Here is a 22,583-nt window from a genome sequence, read left to right on the forward strand (position 1 = left end):
GGAAGAGACTCCGGTGGCCCCATGAATTCCCGGTGAACCTCCCGGCACACTTTCGGCTCTGGACCTGAAACTCTTCAGATCTGGAGGTCAACAGGCAGAATTCGTGGTGTAGACCGGTGTCATGGATCGGATCACGCTCGCGGACGTCGCCCGGGCGGCCGGGGTCTCCTCGGCCTCCGCCTCGATGGCGCTGAACGACCGCCCCGGGGTCTCGCGAGCGACCCGGGAGCGAGTGCGCTCCACGGCCAGACGCCTCGGCTACGGCCGACGGGCGCGGGGCGCGGGTCTGATCGGGGTGATCCCCACGGACCTCGGGAACCCGTATCACACGGATGTCATCGCAGGGATCGAGGCCGAGGCGGAAACGCTCGGGCTCGGCGTGGTCATCGCCCATGGCCGGCGGGACAGCGCCCATCTGGAGCAGCAGCTGCAGCGGCTGCTCGAGCTCGACGTGGACGGCATCGTCGCGGTGACCACGTGGCTGACCCCACAGGCGCTCGAACCGGCCGGTGCCGCGGTGCCGGTGGTCGTGATCGGGAGGATGCAGGATGCGGTCCCGGGCACCGATGTGGTGCGCAACCTCGACCAGGTAGGGGCGGCGCTTGCCGTGCGCCACCTGGTCGAGCACGGGCACCGGCGCCTGGCCCACGTCACCCTCTCCACCCGCCCGGGACCGGCGATGCGGCGGGTGGGCTTCCTCGCGGAGGCCGAGCGGCAGGGGCTGCGCGAGGGCGTCCAGGTGATCGGCCCCGGCTCCGCCCCCGAGGGCATCGAGCTGCTGCTACGGGCGCTGCGCCGCGGCGATCCCGACGCACCCACCGCGGTGTTCGCGGCCAATGACATCGCGGCGGTGGAGGTGCTGCACCGCGCCGCCGATCTCGGAGTCCAGGTCCCCGCGCAGCTCAGCGTGGTCGGCTACGACTCCTCCGCGGTCGCGCTCACGGTGCGGCCCCACCTGACGAGCGTGAACCAACCCCGCCAGGAGATGGGGAAGCTGGCCGCGCAGATGCTGCGCGAGCGCCTCGCCGGGCGCCCGCACGACGCCTCCGCGAGCGTCGAGCCGGTGCTGAAGGTCCGCGACTCGACCGGCCCCGGCCCGGCGCTGCGGCAGCGTAGCCCGGAAGCCGGAGTGTGACCTGCATCCGCCTGGTTCGCACCACCCCGGGGCGTCGGGTACGCTGATGCCTGCTCTTACGAGAGCGCTGGAGGATTCGCATAGCGGCCTAGTGCGCACGCCTGGAACGCGTGTTGGGTTAACGCCCTCGGGGTTCAAATCCCCCATCCTCCGCACAGAGAATGGCCCCTGACCTGCGACGATGTTCGCGGATCGGGGGCCTTTCACATGCCCGCGCCCGGCTGGCCGCGCGCCGGGCGTCACCTCGGACCGCCCTGCACGCCCTGTCGACCTTGCACACTCGTGACCGCATCGGGACCTGGCACATCTCCCACGGAGTCCATGCACGTCAGGGCGTCGGACGCCAGGAGCAGCCACGGCCTCGGCGGCCCTGGCTGGGGGGGGCGCCGCCGTCTCCGCCCAGCCGAGCGCGGCCTGCGCCGATATCCTGCCCCCAGCAGGGTTGTGACACGAGCGGAGGGGAGCCGATGTCGAGCTCAGGATGGGGCGGGCAGGGCCAGGGGCCGCAGGACGGGCCGTGGCAGCATGGGGGCCCCAGGACGGACAACCCCCGACGGGGCAGCCTCACGGCGGTGGGCCGAAGGGCGCCGCGTACGGCGCGACGCCGCCCGCGGCGTGGCAGGCCCAGCCTCCCGGTGGCCCGGGCGGGCCGACAGGCCCGGGATACGGCGGCCCCCAGGGCCCCCAGGGTCCGAGCTTCCCCGGCGGCAAGCCGCCGCGCAGGGCCCCGTGGGCGCTGATCGGCGTCGCGATGACCTGCGTGCTGGCGATGGTGCTCGTGGTCGGCGGCGGGCTCACGTACCTCGTGCTGCGCCAGGGCGGGGACGACGTCCCGATCGCGTCGGACACCCCGGCCGAGAGCGCGACGAGCTCCACGGATCCGGCAACGCCGAGCGAGACGGAGTCCACGACGCCTGCGGACCCCGAGCCCACCGCCTTCGAGCTGGCCGTGCCCTACGACCCTCCGACCGGCAGCCCCGACGAGCTGTGGGAGATCATGGGGAACAACCCTCTGACCGAGGGCACCCTGCCCACCCTGCCCACCTGCGACCTGCCTGAGACCCCGATCCAGCCGGACGCCGAGGAGCTCCAGGCCGTGCTGGACGCCTCCGCGACCTGCCTGAACCAGGTCTGGTCCACCGCGAGCTCGGACCGCGGCCTGCCCTGGGTGAGCCCGAAGATCGTCGTGTACACGCATCCCGAGGTGCCGGCGCAGGCCGCCTGCGACACGGACTTCTCCGCCGACTTCCCCCGGATGTGCAACCTCGACTCCACGCTCTACTGGCCCGACAGCTACGGGATGGCGCTCGAGCTCACCAACCCCGCGAACGTGCCCGGGGCCTACCTGTGGGACCTCTCGTACGTCTACATGCACGCCGTGCACTGGAACAGCACGCTGATCGTCTACTTCCAGACCCTGAGGAAGCAGCTCGACGGCACCGACCAGGAGCGCTTCGACGAGTCCTGGCGGCGCTACAACCTGAGCCAGCAGTGCCTGGCCGCTGCGGCGTCGATGCAGGTCCCCACCGCCGCCGAGCCCGGCCCTGCGCTGCGTGAAGCGCTCACCGATCCGGCCAGCTGGAACGAGGGCGAGGCTCCGCGGAACGTCCGCCCCGAGACGCGGGCGATGTGGACCGAACGCGGCTTCGAATCGCAAGGGGATCTGTCCCGGTGCAACACCTGGACGGCCGACGTCGATCAGGTGACCTGATCCCACGACCGAATGCCGGAGGCACCCGGCACCTCGGAGCCGCTCCAGCCTGCCGCCCCGCCTGAGGCTCAGGCGCCGGACTCCTCCCGCAGTCGCGCGCGGAGCTGGGCGAGCTCGTCATCGCTCAGCCCACCGGAGCGCAGATATGCCGCCGCTCCTCCGCGCGCGTCCACCTCGGCGAGCGCGGCCTCGATCGCGGAGGCCGGGGTGGAGACCGCGAGCTGCTCGATCTCGGGCAGCACGGGGAGGCCGGCGGCGCGCACGCCCTCGAGCATGCGCTCCGCCCAGGGGCCGGCGAGCTCGGCCTGGCTGCGGGTGTAATCGGCGACGACAGCCTCCCGCTCCGCGCCGCCCGCCTCGAGCAGGAGCGCGACGGCGACGCCGGTGCGGTCCTTGCCGGCGGTGCAGTGGATGAGCACACCGCCCCCGGTCAGGATCGGCAGGGGCTGCGACGGCCCGTGCGCACTCGGCGATGATCTCCGCCCCATGCTCGAGCATCGAGAGGTAGAGCCCGGCGAGGGTGGGGATCTGCGCGCGGAGAGCCTCGATCATCTCCGCGCTCGGCCCGGTCTCCGTCAGCCGTTCGCGGAGGGCCGCGGCCTGCGGTGCCAGCTGCGCGATCGCGCCCTCGAGCAGCGGTCGCTCCAGGACGCGGAGCCTGCCGGAGCCCGGCAGCCGGTCCGGTGCGCCCTCACGTTCCGCGGGGGTGCGCAGGTCGATCACGGTCCCGATGCCCCGGAGCAGTGCGAGGCCGTCGTCGGTCACCGAGGACAGCGCGTCGGCGCGCAGCAGCACCCCGGCGCGGATGGTGCCGCCGCCGCTCAGCGCCAGACCGCCGACGTCGCGTGCATTGGAGGTCCCGGGCAGGAGGGTCGCCATCGGCCCGCCTCAGCCCAGCCGCGCCGGGCGCTGCCACGCCTCGCCGCGCACGTGCTCGTCGAGGAAGCCGAGGAAGGTCTCGTACCAGACCTGCGCGTTGCCGCGGCCGAGGATCCAGTGGCCCTCGTCGGGGTAGTACAGGTAACGGTGGCGGGTGCGGCCCTCGGCGTCGCGGGGCGTGGCCGAGAACTCGTGCAGGTCGTACCAGAGGGCGTGGCCCTGGGCGATCGGCACCCGGTAGTCCTTGTCCCCGTGGATCACGAGCATCGGCGCGACGATTTCCCGCACGTGCTCCTTGGGGTTGTACTGCGGGTTCTGGGTGCGCATGGGACGGTCCCAGCCGGAGTTGTCGGTGGTGTGCCCCATCGTCTCGGTGTCCCACAGGGAGGCGTGGGTGACGATGCAGCGGAAGCGGTCACCGGTGTGGCCGGCCACCCAGTTCGCCATGTAGCCGCCATACGAGCCGCCGGCGAAGGCGGTGCGCTCGGCGTCGATGTCCGCGCGGGCCTCGGTGGCGTCGGTCAGCGCCATGATGTCGGTGTACGGCGCGCCGCCGAGCTCGTGCTGGCCGCGGTCGATCATCGCCTGGCCGTAGCCGGTGGAGATCGCCGGGTCCGGCAGCAGCACGGCGTAGCCGGCGTCCACGAAGGGGTTCGGGTTCCAGCGGTACGTCCAGGCGTTCCACGAGCCCCAGGGGCCGCCGTGGGCGAAGACGACCAGCGGATGCGGGCCCTCACCCTCGGGCAGGCGCAGCCAGGCGCGCAGCGCGGTGCCGTCCTCTGCGGTCGCGGTGACCTCGGTGAGGGTGCCGACGGGCGCGACGGCGTCAGCCGGATTCGGCAGCTCGTGCACCTCGCCGGTGGTGGGGTCGATGCGCACCGGGTAGGGGGCCACGGCGATCCCGGAGGCCGAGGCGATGATCGCGCCGCCGGCGACGGAGGCCGCGGAGAAGGCGAGGTCCTGGCCCGGGCCGCCCGCGAGGCGACGCGGTGCGGGATCCGTGACCCCGCCGATCCAGACGGAGCCGCGGCCCTGGTCGTCGCTCGTGGCGACGAGGGTGTCCTCGTCAAGCCAGACCGGGGAGACCCAGTGGTCCAGCTCGGGCCACACCGGCGTGGACTCGCCGGTGGCGAGGTCCAGCAGCTCGACGGTGCTGGAGAGGCTCGCCTCCGCGGTCCAGGTGCGCTCGCGGCCGAGGAGGACATGCGTGCCGTCGGGGCTGAACTCGCCGGGGCTGAACTCGAGCTCGGCGGTGGCCTCGCGCAGGAGCTGCGGGGGCTGGGCACCGACGAGGTCGAGCAGGTAGAGATCGGGGGTGCCGAGCAGGTCCCCGCGCGAATCCTGCATCGAGGCCAGCGCACGGGTTCCGCTGCGGTCCACGGTCCAGCTCACCAGGCGGCCGGCGGGCATGGTCAGGTGGCGGAAGTGCAGCACCTGCTCGCGGGGACTGCCGTCCTCCGAGTCAGCGGCGTCCTCGCTGTCCTTCCCGGCGGGGGCGGTGGCCTCGGCGCCGGCGAGGTCCTCGGGGAGGGTGGCGATCGCGAGCACGGGGCGGGTGGGGCCCAGGTCGTGGTCCCAGTAGCGGCTGGGGAAGCCGGAGTGGAGGGCGGCGCTGACCTTCGCGCTCTCGCGCTCCTTCGTGAGGCGGGCATGCTCGACCTCGTCGGCGGCCTGTGAATGGACCTCGAGCTCGGCGATCAGGTGGCGCCCCGCGAGGGCGAGGCCGCCGAAGCCACCGGGTCGGGAGGCGAGCTCGCGGGCCTCGCCGCGCAGGGGCAGCGCCCACAGCTGGGCGTCGTCGGCCTCCTCGCCGTCCTCGCCCACGCGCTTGGCGGTGAAGCAGGTGGTGCCGTCCTCGTCGGCGGCGACGGCGCCGATGGAGGAGCTGCCCCGGGTCAGCGGCACGATCCGTTCGCCGTCCAGCTCGACCAGGGAGCTGCGGTAGGCGGTGCCCTTCGCGTCCAGGGAGGAGATCTTCGCGAGGATCCTGCCGCCCTCGGTCGTGATCAGGCCCGCCAAGCGGGTCGCGTCCAGCAGGGTCTCGATGCTCGCTCGCTCGTGTCATGACATGCCATCCTGCCACCGACGGCCGGGGCGGAGCACCGGTTTCCCAGGGCCGCGCCCGGACGGGGTGCCGCGCCGCGGCGCCGGGCCGGCCCTCCGCCGCGGCGCGGACCCCGGTTCAGAGGCGGGCGAGCGCCTGGTCCAGGTCCGCCAGCAGGTCGGGGAGACTCTCCAGGCCCACGGAGAAACGCAGCAGGTCATCGCCCACGGCGAGCTCCGTGCCCTGCACGGAGGCGTGGGTCATCTGCGCGGGATGGTTCACCAGCGACTCCACCCCGCCGAGCGACTCGGCGAGGGTGAACAGGCGGGTGGACTCGGCCACCGTGCGGGCGGCCTCGGCCCCACCGGTGAAGGACACCGAGAGCATCCCACCGAAGCCGCGCATCTGGGCGGCAGCGAGCTGGTGCCCGGGATGGTCGGGGAGCCCCGGGTAGTGCACGGCCTGCACGCCCTCGCGGCCCTGCAGCCACTCGGCAATCGCCTGGGCGCTCTGAGAGTGGCGTTCCATGCGCACGCCGAGGGTCTTGATCCCGCGCGAGGTGAGGAAGGCGTCCAGGGGGCGGAGACCGCACCGGCGGCGAACTGCATGAAACCGATCTTCTCGGCCGCGGCGTCGTCGTCGAGCATCACCGCACCCCCGATGACGTCCGAGTGCCCGCCGATGTACTTCGTGGTGGAGTGCACCACGATGTCCGCGCCGAGTGCGAGCGGGTTCTGCAGGTAGGGGGAGGCGAACGTGTTGTCGACCACGAGGCGGGCACCGGCCCTGTGAGCGATCTCGGCCACCGCGGCGATATCGGAGATCGTCATCCTCGGGTTCGAGGGCGTCTCGACCCAGACCAGGGCGGTGGGGCCGCCGGTCACGGTCTCCTCCACCGCGGCGAGGTCGGACATGTCGACCACCTGGTGGCGCACGCCCCAGGGGCCGAGCACCCGGTCGATGAGCCGGTAGGTCCCACCGTAGACGTCATTGCCGATGACGATCCGGTCCTCGGGCTTCAGCAGGGCGCGGAGGAGGGCGTCCTCCGCGGCCAGGCCCGAAGCGAAGGAGAATGCGTGTTTCGCGCCCTCGATCGCGGCGAGCTGTTCCTGCAGCGCGGTCCGGGTGGGGTTGCCCGCCCGGCCGTACTCGTACCCGCCTCGCAGGCCGCCGATGCCGTCCTGCGCGAAGGTGGAGGACTGGTGGATCGGCACGTTCACCGCGCCCGTGGCCGCATCGGGCCCCTGCCCGGCGTGGATGGCGCGGGTGTCGAATCCGGGGGTGGTCTCGGTCATCGTGTCTCCTGTGTTGCGGCGTGGGTGAGCAGATCGTGGCGGGTGAGGAGCCCGACGGCGCGGCCGCCGTCGAGCACGAGGGCGGAGGGGACGTCGGCCAGCAGGTCGGCCAGGGCATCGAGCGGTTGGCCGGTGCCGACGGTCGGCATCTCGCTCAGGTGCTCGCTGACCGGGTCGGTGGGCGAGGCGCCCGCGAGCAGTGCCCGGGCCAGGCCGTCCGCCGTGACGGCGCCGAGGATCTCGCCCTCGCGGGCCGGCAGCGGTGCGGCGAGGACCGGGATCTGGCCGAGTCCCGAGGCTCGCAGCGTCGAGGCGGCGTCGGCAAGGGAAGTCCGCGGGCCGACGGAGGCGACCTCGCGCTGCGCGTCCAGCACGTCCGCGGCCACGGGGCCCTTCTCGGCCCGGGTGAACCCGTGGGCCAGCATCCAGCCGTCGTTGAACACCTTGCCCAGGTAGCCGCGGCCCCCGTCGGGCGCGATGACGACGACGACGGCCTCAGCGGGCAGGTCCCGAGCAGTCCGCAGGGCCGCGACCACCGCCATGCCGGAGGAGCCGCCGACGAACAGCGCCTCCTCCTCGGCGAGGCGCCGGGTCATGGCGAAGGCCTCGGCGTCGTCGACGGCGAGGGCCCGGTCGGGCACGGTGGGGTCGTAGTTGGCCGGCCACATGTCCTCGCCCGCTCCCTCGAGGAAGTAGGGCCGTCCGCTCCCGCCGGAGTACACCGACCCCTCGGGGTCGGCGACGACGACCTCCACGGCACCGTCCGAGACCTCCTTGAGGTATCGCCCGGTGCCGGTGACGGTGCCGCCGGTGCCGGCGGCGAGGACCAGATGGGTGACCTGCCCCGCGGTGTCCTCCCAGATCTCGGGCCCGGTGGTCTCGTAGTGGCTCCGCGGGGCGGCGGGGTGGGAGAACTGGTCGAGCTTGTGGGCGCCGGTGATCTCCCGGACGAGACGGTCGGAGACTCCGTAGTAGGAGTCCGGGCTCTCCGGCGGCACGTCCGTGCGGGTGACGACCACCTCGGCGCCGTAGGCCCGCAGCACGTCGAGCTTCTCCGCGCCCACCTTGTCCGGTGCCACGAAGATGCACCGGTACCCCTTGCCCTGGGCGACCATGGCCAGACCCACGCCGGTGTTGCCGCTGGTCGGCTCCACGATCGTGCCACCAGGGGCGAGGGCACCCGACTGCTCGGCGTCCTCGATCATCGCCGCCGCGATCCGATCCTTGATCGATCCGCCCGGGTTGAGGTACTCGAGCTTGACCAGGACCGTGGCCTCGATCCCCGCGGTGACGCGGTTCAGGCGGACCAGTGGGGTGCCGCCGATGAGGTCGACCACGGAGCGGGCATACGTCATCTCCCGGCTCATCGGTTCCTCTTCAGGTGGGGATGGTGTGCCTCCACCACGTTCGGATGGGCGCGCGCACGGCTCTTCAGCGCGTTGCGGCCGTACTCGGCGAGGATCTCGTCCTCGTCCGCGTCCGCGGTCACGCCCCGCGCTCGGGCGGCCAGCTCGGGCGGCAGCTGGATCCTGGGGAAGACGGCGTCGAGGGAGGGGTTGTGGAAGTAGGGCACGGAGATGCGGTCCGTGCCGGCGGGCGGCGCCAGCACATGGTGGCGGGTGGCCTTGAGATAGCCGTCGGTCGCCCATTCGAGCATCTCGCCGATGTTGACGATGAGCGCACCGTCCACGGGCGGGACGTCCAGCGCCTGACCGTCGTACTCGACCTGCAGGCCACGCGTGCCCGGCTCGACCAGCAGCAGGGTCAGCACTCCGAAGTCGTTGTGCCAGCCCACACCCTGCTCGGTGCCGCCGGGCTCTCGGCCGGGGTACCGCACCACCTTCGTCAGGGAAGCGGGTGCGTCGCCGAATGCCGCGGCGAAGACGTCGCGCTGCTGTCCCAGGGATTGGGCCCATGCGGCCAGGAGCCGGTCGGAGACCTCGGCCATCGCCGCGTTCCACGCGGTGAGGACAGTGCGCAGCTCGGGCAGCGCGGCGGGCCACGGGTTCGGGCCCTGCAGCACGTTGTAGTCCGGGTGGTCGGGTCCGGTGGGCAGGGGATCGCGCTCGGGGCCGACGTCGATCTGCTCGCGCCAGTCGACCTTTCCCTGCGTGCGCTCCCCGCCGATGCGGGTGTATCCGCGGAAGTGGGGGTTCAGCGTGTTCTCGATGGCGAGCTTCGCCGCCTCCGGCAGGGCGAAGAACTGTCGGGCCACGTCGATGAGGCGCGGGGCGAGCTCGGGGTCCGCGCCGTGGCCGACGAGGTAGAAGAAGCCGACGTCGTGAGTGACCTCCCGCAGGGAGGTGCGGAAGTCCTCCGCGGTGGCGGGATCGTGGGCGAGGGACAGGTCGAGGACGGGCAGGGACAGCGATGTCGTAGTCATGAGAGGGGCCCTTCGAGTCATGTGGGTGGCGAGGTGTCAGCGCGCATGCGCAACAGGACACCGGTCCGCGCCCGACCGCAGCAGGTCCACAACGCGACGACGCAGCATAAGTAGAGCCATGGGGTGACATTAGCAAACTATTGCACCAAGGGTCGACGGCCGTCTCGCGGCGACGGACATCACCGAACGGTTGCGCCTCGCCGTCCGATAGTTTAAAGTTGAATCAACCTGAGAGGGCGTGTCGGACGAAGAGCCCCGGCCACCCCGACTCCCCTCCCGAGGACCAGTCGCACCCTTAAGGAGCCCCAGCCATGCAGTTCGGAATCTTCACCATCGCCGACATCACGCCGGATCCCACCACCGGCAGGGTGCCCACCGAGAACGAGCGCCTGAAGTCCATGGTGGAGCAGGGCAAGCTCGCCGAGCAGGTGGGGCTGGACGTGTTCGCGATCGGCGAGCACCACAACCCACCGTTCGTGACCTCCTCCCCCACCACCACCCTCGCCTACGTCGGCGCGCAGACGGAGGAGATCATCCTCTCCACCGCGACCACACTGATCACCACCAACGACCCGGTGAAGATCGCCGAGGACTACGCGATGCTGCAGCACCTCACCGGCGGCCGCGTCGATCTGGTGATGGGCCGCGGCAACACCGGCCCGGTCTACCCCTGGTTCGGGCAGGACATCCGCAAGGGCGTCGAGATCGCGATCGAGAACTACGACCTGCTGCGCCGCCTGTGGACCGAGGACGTCGTGAACTGGGAGGGCCAGTTCCGCACCCCGCTGCAGCAGTTCACCTCCACCCCGCGCCCGCTGGACGGCGTCGCACCCTTCGTCTGGCATGGCTCGATCCGCTCCCCGCAGATCGCCGAGCAGGCCGCCTACTACGGTGACGGCTTCCTGCACAACAACATCTTCTGGCCCATGTCCCACACCAAGCAGATGGTGCAGCTGTACCGCGAGCGCTACGAGCACTACGGCCACGGCAAGGCCCATCAGGCCTACGTGGGCCTCGGCGGGCAGGCGTTCATGCGCAAGAACTCCCAGGACGCGATCAACGAGTTCCGCCCCTACTTCGACAACGCCCCCGTCTACGGCGGCGGCCCCTCGATGGAGGACTTCACCGCGCAGACCCCGCTGACCGTCGGCTCTCCCGAGCAGGTCATCGAGCGCTACCTGACCATGGCGGACAACGTCGGCGACTACCAGCGCCAGATGTTCCTCATGGACCACGCGGGCCTGCCACAGAAGACAGTCCTGGAGCAGATCGAGCTGCTGGGCACCGAGGTCGTCCCGGTGCTGCGCCGCGAGCTCGACGCGCGCCGTCCGGCCGACGTCCCCGAGGCCCCCACCCACGCCGCCCGGGTCGCCGCCGCCGAAGCCGAGCGCGGCGCCTTCGACGACGCCTACAGGTTCGAGACCGGTGACAACTGGACCGGCCTGCGCGCCGAGGACGCGAAGGGACAGCGCTGATGAGCACGACACCCAGAACCTATCGCCTCCTGGCGCTCACCGCCGGGCTCTCCACCCCAGCTCCACCCGGATGCTCACCGATCAGCTCTCCCGCGAGGCCGCGGCGGCGCTGGGCCGCGACGGCACCGAGGTCGAGGTGCGCACCGTGGAGCTGCGCGAGTACGCCCACGACATCACCGATGCGCTGCTCACGCGCTTCCCGAACGAGCGGCTGTCGATGGTGATCGAGCAGGTGCGGGCGGCCGATGCGGTCATCGCCGTCACCCCCGTCTTCAACGTCGGCCCCTCCGGGCTGTTCAAGACGTTCTTCGACGCGGTCGACATCGAGCTGTGGAAAGGCAAGCCGGTGCTGCTCGGCGCAACGGCCGGCACCGCCCGCCACTCGCTGGCGATCGACTACGCGATCCGCCCGATGTTCAGCTACCTCAAGTCCGAGATGGTGCCGACGGCGGTGTTCGCCGCCTCGGCGGACTTCGGTGCGGACACCGAGGGGCAGGCCGACGAGCAGCCGCTGACGGTGCGGGTGCGCCGGGCCGCTGCGGAGCTCGCGACCATGCTGCGCTCCGGGCTCGGCGACTCCGCCGAAGCGGCCGACGGGACAGAGCAGGAGGCTGCCGCGGCACCTGTCACCGGCAGCTCGCTCGACGCGGAGTTCTCCGACTTCGTGCCGATGGGCAAGCTGCTGGGCCGCGACTGATCAGTCCGCGGAGTCCGGGGATTGCGGTGAGTCGGGGCTGTCCGGCGACGGCGGGGTGACCGGGGACTGCGCGGAGACCGGTGACGGCGCCGACTGCACGTTCTTCTTGGGCGCCGGTGCGGTCTTCTTCGTGGTCGAGGTCTTCGTCGAGCTCTTCGTCGAGGACTTCGGGGCCTCCGGCGCCTTCTGCGTGGTCGATCGCGGGGCCGGCGCGGGGGCCGGCGTCGGGGCGGAGATCGCAGAGATCGCGGTCACGGCCGACGGGGCGGAGATCGGCGACAGCGCAGACCCTGCGGACTTCAGGGACTCGGTCGCGGGGACCTGCGTGGGGCCGGGCCCCTCGGAGGCGGGCTCGAGGTCCGCTTCGAGGGCGGGCGAGGCCAGGCTCGGGTCCTCGATCGAGGCGTCGGCGCCGCCGTTGCCGACCCCGGGCCCCTCGGTGGGCATCGAGGCGCCGCCGGCGACCAGGGCGTAGGCGACACCCGGGACGAGCACGGCGGCGCTGGTGCCCGCCACCACGGTCCAGATCGTCTTCTTCCTCATGCCAGCCCCTTCGTCGTCACCTGCGGATGAGCACAGTGCACTCGGTTTGCATGAGAGCTAGGACAGACGATCATGAGAGGTCTCTCATGAAAGGTAGAGTGGGGCGAGGCAATCGCTTTCCTTTGCCGTCCGCACGTCGTCCAGGAGGACCGATGATCCGACCCGGCCTGTGCTCCGTCACCTTCCGCGACCTCGACGTCGCGACCATCGTCGATCACGCCCGCGACGCCGGGCTCGAATGCATCGAATGGGCCGGCGACGCCCATGTCCCGCCCGGCGACATCGACGCGGCGCGACGAGCCCGCGAGCTCACGGAGCAGGCAGGGCTCGCCGTCGCCTCCTACGGCTCGTACCTCCGCTTCGAGGGCACCGACAAGGAGGTCCGCGCCGAGTTCGAGGGAGCGCTCGCCGCCGCCCGGGAACTCGGCGCACCACGGATCCGGGTCTGGGCGGGCAGCGCCGACTCGGCGGACGTCCCTGCCGAGGACCGGGCACGGATCGTGCGCCGCCTGCAGGAGTTCGCGGACCGCGCCGCCGTGCACGGCATCGACGTCGGCCTCGAGTTCCACGGCCGCACGCTCACCGACGAGATCGGCTCGACCCTGCGACTGCTCGACGAGGTCGACCGCGGATCGGTGCTCTCCTATTGGCAGCCGCATCAGGGCATGCCCGCTGCGGACGCGCTCGACACGCTCCGCCGGGTCCTCCCCCGCGCCTCCACCATCCATGTCTTCTCATGGTGGCCGCGCAGCGAGCGTCTAGCGCTGGCCGATCGCGCTGAACTGTGGCGCGAGGCGTTCGGGATCCTCGCCGCTCAGGGCACGCCGCGCGATGCGCTGCTCGAGTTCGTCCCCGAGGACGATCCGTCCCTGCTGCACCGTGAGGCGCAGACGCTGCGCGCCCTGATCGCGGCAGGGGAAGAGACCCTCCGGTAGACGTGCCGATGGCCACCCGGCGTCGGCCTTTCCACCCCTCGCGGCGCACCGCGTCGTTATGCTTGCCAGATCGGGGACAGCGTTTCCCGGACCCCCTGCAGAAGGAGCCCAGATGCCCGCCGTGCGCCTCAGCGACGTCGCCCAGGACGCCGGGGTCTCCTGGCCACCGCCTCCCGCGTGCTCAACGGTTCCAGCAGGGTGCCCGGGAAGGCCGTCGCGGACAAGGTGCAGGCCTCAGCGGATCGGCTCGGCTACGTCCCCAACGCCCAGGCGCAGGCCCTGGCCCGGTCACGCTCCGGCCTGATCGGCCTGGTGGTGCACGACATCGCCGACCCCTACTTCGCGACGATCGCCCGCGAGGTCCAGCAGCAGGTGTTCGCCTCGCAGTCCCAGGTGCTGCTCACCCAGACGGACCGCGAGATCGACACCGAGATCCGCGCGCTGCGCTCCCTGATCGCCCAGCAGGTCGATGCGCTGGTGCTGGTGGGATCGCACCGCTACGGCACCGAGTCCGACGCCGCCATCCGCACCCTGCTCGAGGGCTTCGAGCGCAACGGCGGCAAGGTGGTGGGCCTGGGCCAGTCCCTCGGGATGGGACGGACCATCGTGCCGGACAACGCCGCCGCGTCCCATGAGCTCGCCACCGCGCTGGTGGTCGAGGGGCATCGACGCTTCGCGGTGGTCGAGGGCATCGCCGGGATCCCCTCGGCCGGGGACCGCACCGGCGGCTTCGTCGCCGCGCTCACCGAGGCCGGGATCGAGCCAGAGTTGAGCACGGCGGCGGATCTGACCCGCGACGGCGGCCACATGCTCGCCGAACGCATCCACGACCACCTGCTCACCTCTCCCGCCGCCGACGGCGAACCGCTGTGCGTCTTCGCCCCGGCCGACGTCATGGCCCTGGGCGCCCTCGGGGAGCTGCGCCGCCGCGACGTCGAGGTCCCCGGCCAGGTCGCGGTGGCGGGATTCGGCGGAGTGCCCGGCGCCTCCGATTCCAACCCGACCCTCACCACCATCGCGTTGCCGCTGGCCGAGATGGCGCAGCAGGCGGTGGAGTGGGTGCTCGAGACCGCTGAGCCCTCCGGCGACGACGACTCCGCGCCGACGCCATCCCGTGAGGTGCATGTTCGCGGCGACGTGCTGCTGAGCGAGTCGACGGCGCTGGGCACTGCCGCCGGCTGAGAGGCCGGCCGGGCATGGCTCCTCCGGGCGAGGAGCTGACGTAGCTCGCCCTCGAAGCAGGCCATGCGCTCGATGCGCACCTGGGGCGCACGCGGCAAGAGTGAGTCGGCCCCCGGCCGATACGTCGGGCACACAGGCGGATGATCGCGCGCAGACGCCCCACGTCGAGAAAGGTTCCACCGGGGTGGAACCTTTCTCAACGTGGCGAGGGGCTGGCAGGCCGCTGTGGCCGCCCTGCTCCTCAGGCTCCACCTGCCTGCCCAACCCCTCCCGCTCGTCCCTCGCAGCTCGTCGTCAGGCGTGAGGCAGCACCAGCTGCTCGAAGCGCTCGGCGATGATCTTCGCGGATTCGTCGGCCGGGGTGGCCCAGACGTCCTCGTTGAAGATCTCGACCTCGATGTCGCCGGTGTAGCCAGCGTCCTTGATCATGCGGGTGATCGAGGGGAAGTCGATGAAGCCGTCGCCCATGTAGCCGCGGGAGTTCAGCGGCTCCTCGGCCAGCGGCAGGTTCCAGTCGCACACCTGGTAGCTGAACAGGCGGTTCGTCGCGGCGGCGCGCTGGATGGCGCGCTCGAGGTACGGGTCCCACCACACGTGATAGGTGTCCACGACAACCCCGGCGGCGGCGCTGCCGGAGGCCTCGGCGATGTCGAGGGCCTGGTCGATGGTGGAGACCACCGCGCGGTCGGCCGCGAACATCGGGTGCAGCGGTTCGATGGACAGCGTCACCCCACGCTCCTCGGCGTAGGGCGCGAGCTCGGCGACAGCCTCGCTCACCCGGGCGCGGGCGCCGATGATGTCCTTGTCCGTCTTGTCCACCCCGCCCACCACGAGCACCAACGTGGGGGCGCCGAGCGCGACGGTCTCGTCGATCGCGCGCCGGTTGTCGTCGAGCGCCGCGACGCGGTCGGCCTCGGCGGAGGCGGTGAGGAAACCGCCGCGGCACACGGTGCTGACGCGCAGCCCGGCGTCGTCGACCCGTCGGCGCAGGGCGTCCAGGCCCACCTCGGCGACGTCCTGGCGCCACAGGCCCACGGCGTCGATCCCGTGGGAGGCGGTGACCTCGAGGAACTCCTGGAGCGGCGTGGTGCGGAAGCTCCAGCGGTTCAGGGACAGGCGCGGGGTGCCGGTCCCCAGGCGCTCGGAGGGCGGGGTGTTCATGCGGAGGCTCCTGTCACGACGGCGGCATCGATCTCGTACCCGGCCAGGCGCAGCATCGAGTGCCAGCGCTCGGCGGCGAGCGTCGGGTGCTCGAGGTTGCCGGTGGTGGCGGCGAGCTCGATGGTGCGGGAGAGGTGCGGAAGGCTGCGGGCGCTATGCATGCCACCCACCATGACGAACGCCTTCTGGTGGCCGTTGAGCCAGGCCAGGAACGCCACCCCGGTCTTGTAGTGGAAGGTGGGGGCGGAGAACACATGCCGGCCCAGCTCCTCGGAGGCGTCGAGGATGCGTCGCGCTTCCTCGGGGTCGCCCGCGTCCAGTGCCTGCACGGCGGCGGAGGCCGCGGGGGCGGTCGCGGCGAAGGCTCCCAGCAGCGCGTCGGAGTACTCGCCGAGCACCTGCTCTCCCCGGTCTCGGTGGTGCAGGCCCCGTCGCCCACGATGAGGTGGGAGAAGTGGAAGTCGTCGCCGGTGAGCATGCGCACCCCGGCCGGGAGCTTCTCCCGCACGGCGATCTCGGCGGCATCGTCCAGCAGGCTCATCTTGACGCCGCGGATCTTCGCGGGATCCGCCTCGATGATGCGCAGCAGCGTGTCTGCAGCGACGGTGGTGTCGGCGCTGCCGAAGTAGCCCTCGAGCTGCGGGTCGAAGGCGGTGCCCAGCCAATGCAGCACGACGGGCTCGCTCGCCTCGGCGAGCACGCGGCGGTAGACGTCCTCGTACTCGGCGGCGCTGGTCGCCACCCGGGCAAGGTGGCGGCTGGCCATCAGCACCGCGCCTGCGCCTGTCGCCTCGGTGGCGCGCAGCTGCTCGATATAGGCCTCGACGACCTGGTCGAGGCTCAGCTCGTGCTCGCTGCGCTGGTCCGTGTTGACGCCGGCGACCACCAGGTCGCTCACGCGCGCCCCCTCGGGGAACACGGCGGCGAGCTGCGGCTCGGCGAGCGCTTCGCGGGCGGCATCGGCCGTGCGAGAGATCAGCTCGCGGGTGGCCGAGGGGTCCAGGCCCATGTTGCGCTGGGCGGTGTCCATCGCGTCGGCCACCCCGAGCCCGCGGGACCACATGGTGCGGCGGAAGGCGAGGGTGGCGTCCCAGTCGATGTCGGCCGGGGCGCCGGGGGTGTTGTCCCCATGGGCCTGCGGCACCACGTGCACCGCGGCGTAGATAACGCGGGAGCGCAGCGGCGAGGTGGGCCGCGCGAAAGCGGCCGACTCATCCAGCGGGATCCGGCTCAGCGCGCCGTCCTCGTCGAGCAGGGTCAGAGTCAGGGCGTCCGCCATGCTCACACCTCCGTCAGCGGGTCGAGTGCGATCCGGCGGCCCTCGGCGGAGCTGGTGAGCCCGGCCTCGGCGAGGCGTACGCCGCGCGCACCGGAGAGGAAGTCGAAGGGGTAGTCGCGACCCTCTGCGTAGTGGCGCAGGAAGTCCTCCCACTGCACCTTGAAGCCGTTGTCGAACTGCTCGTTGTCGGGCACCTCGATCCAGTCGGCGCGGTAGTCGTGGCCGTCCTTGACGTCGGGGTTCCACACCGGCTTCGGGGTCGCCTCGCGCGGCTGGATGTGGGCGCTGTGCAGGCCCACGACGGCGCTGCCCTTGGTGCCGTCGACCTGGAACTCGACCAGTTCGTCGCGGCGCACGCGCACATCCCAGCTGGAGTTCATCTGCACCACGGTGCCGCCCTCGAGGCGGAAGACGCCGTAGGCGGCGTCGTCGGCGGTGGCGGTGTACTTCTCGCCCTTCTCGTCCCAGCGCTCCCCGATGTGGGTGGCAGTCTGGGCGTAGACGTCCTCGATGCGGCCGAAAAGCTCCTCGATGACGTAGTTCCAATGCGGGAACATGTCCGCGACGATGCCGCCGCCGTCCTCGCTGCGGTAGTTCCAGGAGGGTCGCTGGGCGGGCTGCCAGTCGCCCTCGTAGACCCAGTAGCCGAACTCGCCGCGCACGGAGAGGATCTCGCCGAAGAAGCCCGAGTCGATCAGACGGCGCAGCTTGAGCAGGCCGGGCAGGTAGAGCTTGTCGTGGACGACGCCGTTGACGGTGCCGTGCTCCTTGGCCAGGCGGGCCAGCTCGAGGGCGTCCTCGAAGGATTCCGCGGTGGGCTTCTCGGTGTAGATGGCCTTGCCGGCGGCGATGGCCTTCTTGAGGTTCTCGACCCGCAGGTTGGTGACCAGGGCGTCGAAGTAGACCTCGTAGTCGGGGTTCGCGAGCGCCTCGTCGACGTCGGTGGTCCACTTCGTCAGGCCGTGCTTCTCGGCCACGCCGCGCAGCTTCTCCTCGTTGCGGCCCACGAGCAGCAGGTCCGGCAGCAGGCGGTCGCCGTCCGCGAGCTCGACCCCGCCCTGCGCCTGGATGGCGAGCAGGGACCGCACCAGGTGCTGGCGATAGCCCATGCGCCCCGTGGCGCCGTTGACGATGATCCCGATCCTGCGAGTGGCCATGTGAATGCTCCCTGTGTGCTGTGCGTCCGCCGGCGCCTTCACCCGGCGGTAACCGCTTTCCTTTCGTCGATTAGATCATGCGTTGCCACGCCGGGCAAGCCCTTGCCCATTCGGGGCCCCCTGGATCGCCCGCCGCCACCTCCGAGCCCGCGGCAACAGCGGGCAAGCGGTGGGACAGATCACAGGGGTGGCCATAGAAAGGAGAACGCCGCATCCTGGGCGGTGCATGGCGCATCGGGGCGAAGACGCCCCACCACTTCCTGCGCCCGACGAAAGGCTCCTGCGTGCCCCCTTCCCCCGTCATCCGCCGCCGTGGTCCCGCCGAACGCTGGCTCGAGGCCCTTCCCCTCGGCAACGGGCGACTCGGCGCGATGGTCTGGGGCGATCCGCGCCGCGCGACGTTCTCGCTCAACGAATCGACGCTGTGGTCCGGCGGTCCCGAGACGGACCTCCCGCACCGCACCGCCCGCCGCGAGGCCTCGGACGCGCTGGCCCGCTCCCGCACCCTGTTCGAGAACGGCGCGGTGCCGGAGGCGCAGCAGGAGATCGAGCATCTGGGCGCCTCCTGGTCGCAGGCCTATCTGCCCGTCGGCGACCTGAGCGTGCAGCTCGAGGGCGCCGACGGCGACGACCCGTCGGGCACGCCGGCGGAGCGACTGCTGGACCTCTCCCACGCCGAGCACCTCGTGCTCGCCGACGCCGGGGAGCAGCTCACCTTCGTCAGCCGGGCCGACGAGGTCCTCGCCCACACCGCCCCCTGCCCTGCGCACGCCCGCCCGGCCCTGGAGTTCACGTCCCCGCTGATCGAGGAGCGACGCGACGTCGGCCCCGGCTCCCTCACCGTGCTGCTGCGCGCCCCATCGGACGTCCCCGCCGGACAGTTCCGCCGTGAGGAGGAGGTCGCCTGGGACAGCCCTGGGGCGAGCCGCGCCGCGGTCGCGGTCCGTGCAGAGGTGCAGGGTGGCCGGCTGCTGCTGGTCTGCGCGGTGGTCACCACCTGGCAGGGGCTCGGGCAGGCCCCGGACCGGGCCGTGCAGGAGGTCATCGACGAGGCGAACGCGCAGGCGGAAGCGGCCCTCGCCCGCGGCGAGGACGAGCTGCGCAGGCGCCACCGGGACCATCCGCTGCCAGGCATCGACGAGGTCGCGCTCGAGCTCGGCGGCTCATCCGAGGCGGAGCTGCTCGCGACGACCTTCGCCTACGGACGGCACCTGCTGGCCTCCGCCTCGCGCCCCGGCCTGCCGCCCGCGAACCTGCAGGGACTGTGGAACGCGCGCCTGGAGGCGCCCTGGTCCTCGAACTACACACTGAACATCAACCTCGAGATGAACCACTGGGCAGCCGGGAGCGCCCACGTGCCGGACGCCGCCGAGGCGCTCGAGCAGTACGTGGAGATGCTGCGCACCGCCGGCAAGGAGACCGCGCGTCGCCTCTACGGCGCCGACGGCTGGACCGTCCACCACAACTCCGACCCCTGGGGATACACCGACCCGGTGCGCGGGGAGCCCTCCTGGTCGACCTGGCCGATGGGCGGGCTGTGGCTCGAGCGGGAGCTCGACTCCCTGGCCTCCTTCAGCGGGCGCAGCGCCGAGGAGATCGCGCAGCAGCGGTTCCCCGCGCTGAAGGAGGCGGTCGCCTTCGCGCTCTGCCTCCTGCACGAGAGCGCCGACGGCCATCTGGTGACCTTCCCCTCCACCTCGCCGGAGAACCTCTGGCGCACCGCGGAGGGCGCCGCGGTGAGCCTCAGCGAAGGCACCGGGATGGACCGGTGGCTGCTGCACGAGACGACGCAGCATCTGCTGGACGCAGCCGCCCTGCTCGGCCAGGAGCAGGACCCGGTGGTCCAGCGCGCCGCCTCTGCCCTGACCCTGATGCCGGGCCCGCGCATCGGGGCCGACGGCAGGGTGCTGGAGTGGCATCGCAACGGCCTCGAGGAGGCCGAGCCGCATCACCGGCACGTCTCCCACCTGGGCTTCCTCTACCCCGGCGACGGGCCGGTGGAGCCTCGGCAGGAGCAGGCCGTGATCCGTTCCCTCGAGGCCCGCGGGGACGAGGCCACCGGTTGGTCGCTGGTGTGGAAGGCGTGCCTCTGGGCGCGCCTGCACCGCGGGGACCGGGTCCAGTCGCTGCTCGAGCTGTTCCTGCGCGATGCCGAGACCGAGGAGGGTGAGCGCAGCGGCCTCTACCCGAACCTGTTCTCCGCCCATCCGCCGTTCCAGATCGACGGGAACCTCGGCATCGTCGCGGCCCTCGCGGAATGCCTGATCCAGAGCCATCGCGGTGAGATCGAGCTGCTGCCTGCCCTGCCGCAGATGATGGCCGACGGGTCCGTGCGCGGGCTGCGGGCACGGCCCGGGGTCGCTGTGGACATGACGTGGAGCGGCGGCGTGCTGACGACGCTGACGCTGCGCGCGCTCGGCGAGGGCGCGCTGGGCACCCACCGGGTGCGCTGCGGGGACCGCGTGGTGAGCGTGGGGCTGAGGGGTCCGGAACCGCTCACGATCAATGTCGCCTCCCTGCGCCCGCAGGCCGCTGCCGCGAGTGTGTGAACGCGCCGCGGGTCTGCCACGATGGCCGCGACCCGGGTGCAGGTGGCAGAGGAGAGGCGTGTGAGGCAGTGAGTGCACGAGGACACGGACGAGCAGTGATCACCCGCCGAGGCTTCGCGGGGGTCGCCGCGCTCGCGCTGGCGGGCACGCTCGGCGCCTGCAGCGAGGGATCATCCCAGCTCAGCGTCGAACTCGTCGGTGAGGCCCCGGCCTCGACCGTGCTGCCTGGGCAGGATCTCGCACAGACCGCCCTCGCGCTCAGCTCGGCGCTTTTCGCTGCGGCCGACGCCGCCGTGATCGCCTCCCCGGACACCGTCGCGGTGCTCGCCCCGGTGAGCGCCCGCACCGGCCTGCCCTGCTGCTGGTCGGCACCGACCAGATGGTCGCCGACGAGATCTCGCGACTCGGAGCCCGCACCGTGGTGACCGCGACCGGCACCGACCTCAGCGCGCTCGGCGACGGTGCGGAGATCATCGAGATCGACCCCGCCGACCCGGAGGCGGCGGCGGAGGCGGAGCTGCCGGAGGCCGCCACCGGTGAGCAGGCGGTCCCGGTGACGCTGCTCGTCGACCCGGAGCTGGAGCTCCCCGCGCAGGCGCTCGCCGCCGCCGTGGTCGAGGCCGCCGGCGGCAGCGTGACAGAGATCCCCGGCGGGGCGCTCGGGCGCAGCAGCGAGTCCGTCGCCGCGGTGACCGAGGCCGCGGGGGACGATGCCGCCGTCGGCGTGCTGGCCCTCGGCGAGAGCTTCGGCGCGGCGGACGACTTCGCTGATGCCCTCGCCCGCACGGCCGGTACCCCGGAACTGCCCGGGGGCGGTGTGACGGCCTTCCCCGGCCGGCGGATGATCGCCGCCTACGGCTCCCCGGGCGTCCCCTCCCTCGGGATCCTCGGCGAGCAGGGGCTCGAGGAGTCCATCGCGCGGGTCCAGGAGCTCGCCGCGGAGTACGCGGACCTCGGCGAGGAGCCGGTCATCCCGGCGTTCGAGATCATCACCACGATCGCCTCCTCCGAGCCCGGCGGCGACGGGGACCACTCCCGCGAGCTGCCGGTGGAGTCGCTGCAGGAGTGGGTCGACGCCGCCGGCGAGGCCGGGGTGTACGTGGTGCTTGACCTCCAGCCCGGGACCACTGATTTCCTCACCCAGGCGAAGCTGTACGAGGAGCTGCTGCTCGCACCCCATGTGGGGCTGGCGCTGGATGCGGAGTGGCGGCTCGAGCCCGGGCAGAAGCATCTCGAGCAGATCGGCTCGGTCTCCGCGGCGGAGATCAACGAGGTCGCCGGCTGGCTAGCTGATCTCACCGCCGAGCACGGCCTCCCGCAGAAGCTGCTCATCCTCCACCAGTTCAGCCATTCCATGATCAGTGACCGACAGGACGTCGACACCTCACGCCCGGAGCTGGCGATCACCCTGCACGCCGACGGCCACGGCGCCCCGGGGACAAGCTCGAGACCTTCAACAGCCTGCAGCAGGACCTCCCGGAAGGGATCTTCATGGCGTGGAAGAACTTCTACGACGAGGATTCCCCGATGTTCACCCCGGAGCAGACCTACGAGGTCGAGCCGCGGCCCTGGTTCGTCTCGTACCAGTGAGCTCGTGCCGGTGCGCCCGGGCCGGTGCGCTCGCGCTGGTGAGCGGCGCGGGGCCGCGCTGATCACCCCAGCTCAGCCGGCCCGGAGATGTGCGAGGAGCAGCCCGATCGGGATGCTCACCACGGTCAGCACGAGCACCGCACGATAGGTCCACAGCGCCCAGGCCGGGCCCTTCGCGCCGCGGCCGACGGCGCGGATCGTCAGCGCCATCGTCACCATGAGCAGCAGGCCGCCCCCGTCGACGATCCACGGGGAGGAGAGCACCGTCCCGGCGATCACCGCGAGGCATCCCAGGTTCCAGGTCAGCAGCTCCGCGCGGAGGATGCCGGGCGAGGGACGCCGCGGCGCGAGGGCGTGCTGAGCGACGCCGAGTCCTGCCTGCAGCACACCGCCGACGAGCACCTGGAAGGCCGCAGCCCAGGAACCGTGCTCGAGCCCGAGCGGGCCTGTCACCGCGGCGACCAGCCCTCCGGTGATCACCCAGACGCCCGCTGCCGCACGGAAAAGCAGATCATCCCGAAGGCGAGTCCGCGCCGCGGGGGTCGAGTGGACGTGGTCGGTCATGTCG

Annotated in this window: 18 protein-coding genes, 1 tRNA gene and 3 pseudogenes; 10 read left to right on the plus strand and 12 right to left on the minus strand. The window is 72.0% G+C overall.

Annotated elements, in window-relative coordinates; all coding sequences use genetic code 11:
* The first annotated feature begins 121 nt into the window (after positions 1–121).
* The 3 genes from H3H54_RS16975 to H3H54_RS16985 all read left to right on the plus strand — a co-directional run bounded on the left by H3H54_RS16975 (position 122) and on the right by H3H54_RS16985 (position 2,846).
* Positions 122–1,135, plus strand: coding sequence for a LacI family DNA-binding transcriptional regulator (locus tag H3H54_RS16975; RefSeq protein ID WP_262424779.1), 1,014 nt, complete (start codon positions 122–124; stop codon positions 1,133–1,135).
* A 69-nt stretch (positions 1,136–1,204) separates the two neighbouring features.
* Positions 1,205–1,288, plus strand: a tRNA-Ser gene (locus H3H54_RS16980).
* A 364-nt stretch (positions 1,289–1,652) separates the two neighbouring features.
* Positions 1,653–2,846 carry a hypothetical protein gene (locus H3H54_RS16985; protein ID WP_262424780.1) on the plus strand — a complete coding sequence of 398 codons (1,194 nt, stop codon included), beginning with the start codon at positions 1,653–1,655 and terminating at the stop codon, positions 2,844–2,846.
* A 68-nt stretch (positions 2,847–2,914) separates the two neighbouring features.
* Here H3H54_RS16985 and H3H54_RS16990 read toward each other — a convergent pair whose 3' ends face one another.
* The 6 genes and pseudogenes from H3H54_RS16990 to H3H54_RS17015 all read right to left on the minus strand — a co-directional run bounded on the left by H3H54_RS16990 (position 2,915) and on the right by H3H54_RS17015 (position 9,447).
* Complete coding sequence (locus H3H54_RS16990; RefSeq protein ID WP_262424781.1) at positions 2,915–3,265, minus strand: tyrosine-protein phosphatase; 351 nt, start codon at positions 3,263–3,265, stop codon at positions 2,915–2,917.
* Positions 3,266–3,302: 37 nt separating this feature from the next.
* Positions 3,303–3,725 (minus strand): annotated as a pseudogene (locus tag H3H54_RS16995) (tyrosine-protein phosphatase); the annotation flags it as partial.
* Between the two features lie 9 nt (positions 3,726–3,734).
* Positions 3,735–5,744, minus strand: a complete 2,010-nt coding sequence (locus H3H54_RS17000; RefSeq protein ID WP_262424782.1) for an alpha/beta fold hydrolase — start codon at positions 5,742–5,744, stop codon at positions 3,735–3,737.
* Positions 5,745–5,907: 163 nt separating this feature from the next.
* Positions 5,908–7,064 (minus strand): annotated as a pseudogene (locus H3H54_RS17005) (cystathionine gamma-synthase).
* Entirely contained in the window at positions 7,061–8,419 is a 1,359-nt protein-coding gene (locus tag H3H54_RS17010; RefSeq protein ID WP_262426523.1) for a cystathionine beta-synthase, read from the minus strand. The pseudogene H3H54_RS17005 and the gene H3H54_RS17010 overlap by 4 nt, the downstream one beginning before the upstream one ends.
* An 8-nt stretch (positions 8,420–8,427) precedes the next feature.
* Positions 8,428–9,447 (minus strand): isopenicillin N synthase family oxygenase, encoded by a 1,020-nt coding sequence (locus H3H54_RS17015; RefSeq protein WP_262424783.1) that lies wholly within the window; start codon positions 9,445–9,447, stop codon positions 8,428–8,430.
* Positions 9,448–9,758: 311 nt separating this feature from the next.
* Here H3H54_RS17015 and H3H54_RS17020 point away from each other — a divergent pair, with 311 nt between their 5' ends.
* Complete coding sequence (locus H3H54_RS17020; protein ID WP_262424784.1) at positions 9,759–10,922, plus strand: LLM class flavin-dependent oxidoreductase; 1,164 nt, start codon at positions 9,759–9,761, stop codon at positions 10,920–10,922.
* Between the two features lie 70 nt (positions 10,923–10,992).
* A complete protein-coding gene (locus H3H54_RS17025; protein WP_262424785.1) occupies positions 10,993–11,619 on the plus strand; it encodes a CE1759 family FMN reductase in 627 nt (208 codons plus the stop codon).
* Here H3H54_RS17025 and H3H54_RS17030 read toward each other — a convergent pair whose 3' ends face one another.
* Positions 11,620–12,162 (minus strand): hypothetical protein, encoded by a 543-nt coding sequence (locus H3H54_RS17030; RefSeq protein ID WP_262424786.1) that lies wholly within the window; start codon positions 12,160–12,162, stop codon positions 11,620–11,622.
* A 152-nt stretch (positions 12,163–12,314) separates the two neighbouring features.
* On the opposite strand from H3H54_RS17030, the gene H3H54_RS17035 reads away from it, so the two are divergent.
* Both H3H54_RS17035 and H3H54_RS17040 read left to right on the plus strand, forming a co-directional pair.
* Positions 12,315–13,097 carry a sugar phosphate isomerase/epimerase gene (locus tag H3H54_RS17035; protein ID WP_262424787.1) on the plus strand — a complete coding sequence of 261 codons (783 nt, stop codon included), beginning with the start codon at positions 12,315–12,317 and terminating at the stop codon, positions 13,095–13,097.
* 177 nt (positions 13,098–13,274) lie between these two features.
* Positions 13,275–14,279 (plus strand): LacI family DNA-binding transcriptional regulator, encoded by a 1,005-nt coding sequence (locus H3H54_RS17040; protein WP_262424788.1) that lies wholly within the window; start codon positions 13,275–13,277, stop codon positions 14,277–14,279.
* A 294-nt stretch (positions 14,280–14,573) separates the two neighbouring features.
* On the opposite strand, the gene H3H54_RS17045 is transcribed toward H3H54_RS17040, so the two are convergent.
* The 4 genes and pseudogenes from H3H54_RS17045 to H3H54_RS17060 form a co-directional block, all read right to left on the minus strand.
* Positions 14,574–15,440 (minus strand): sugar phosphate isomerase/epimerase, encoded by an 867-nt coding sequence (locus tag H3H54_RS17045; RefSeq protein WP_262424789.1) that lies wholly within the window; start codon positions 15,438–15,440, stop codon positions 14,574–14,576.
* Complete coding sequence (locus tag H3H54_RS17050; RefSeq protein ID WP_316249235.1) at positions 15,437–15,838, minus strand: DUF993 family protein; 402 nt, start codon at positions 15,836–15,838, stop codon at positions 15,437–15,439. The genes H3H54_RS17045 and H3H54_RS17050 overlap by 4 nt, the downstream gene beginning before the upstream one ends.
* Before the next feature lie 86 nt (positions 15,839–15,924).
* A pseudogene (locus H3H54_RS17055) lies at positions 15,925–16,719 on the minus strand (DUF993 family protein); the annotation flags it as partial.
* A 2-nt stretch (positions 16,720–16,721) separates the two neighbouring features.
* Positions 16,722–17,876 (minus strand): Gfo/Idh/MocA family protein, encoded by a 1,155-nt coding sequence (locus tag H3H54_RS17060; RefSeq protein WP_262424791.1) that lies wholly within the window; start codon positions 17,874–17,876, stop codon positions 16,722–16,724.
* A 284-nt stretch (positions 17,877–18,160) separates the two neighbouring features.
* Between H3H54_RS17060 and H3H54_RS17065 the strand changes: the two genes are divergently transcribed.
* The 3 genes from H3H54_RS17065 to H3H54_RS17075 all read left to right on the plus strand — a co-directional run bounded on the left by H3H54_RS17065 (position 18,161) and on the right by H3H54_RS17075 (position 22,163).
* Positions 18,161–20,425 (plus strand): glycoside hydrolase family 95 protein, encoded by a 2,265-nt coding sequence (locus tag H3H54_RS17065; protein WP_262424792.1) that lies wholly within the window; start codon positions 18,161–18,163, stop codon positions 20,423–20,425.
* 95 nt (positions 20,426–20,520) lie between these two features.
* The gene (locus tag H3H54_RS17070; RefSeq protein WP_262424793.1) at positions 20,521–20,850 is read left to right on the plus strand and encodes a hypothetical protein; all 330 of its coding nucleotides are present in this window, start codon (positions 20,521–20,523) and stop codon (positions 20,848–20,850) included.
* On the plus strand, positions 20,805–22,163 hold the full coding sequence (locus tag H3H54_RS17075; protein WP_262424794.1) for a hypothetical protein: 1,359 nt from the start codon (positions 20,805–20,807) through the stop codon (positions 22,161–22,163). The genes H3H54_RS17070 and H3H54_RS17075 overlap by 46 nt, the downstream gene beginning before the upstream one ends.
* Here the strand turns inward: H3H54_RS17075 and H3H54_RS17080 are convergent.
* Positions 22,088–22,579 carry a hypothetical protein gene (locus tag H3H54_RS17080; RefSeq protein WP_262424795.1) on the minus strand — a complete coding sequence of 164 codons (492 nt, stop codon included), beginning with the start codon at positions 22,577–22,579 and terminating at the stop codon, positions 22,088–22,090. The two genes, H3H54_RS17075 and H3H54_RS17080, sit on opposite strands and share 76 nt — an antisense overlap.
* Between the last annotated feature and the right edge of the window lie 4 nt (positions 22,580–22,583).

It is taken from the genome of Brachybacterium sp. Z12, assembly GCF_014400405.1.
Taxonomy (GTDB): Bacteria; Actinomycetota; Actinomycetes; order Actinomycetales; family Dermabacteraceae; genus Brachybacterium.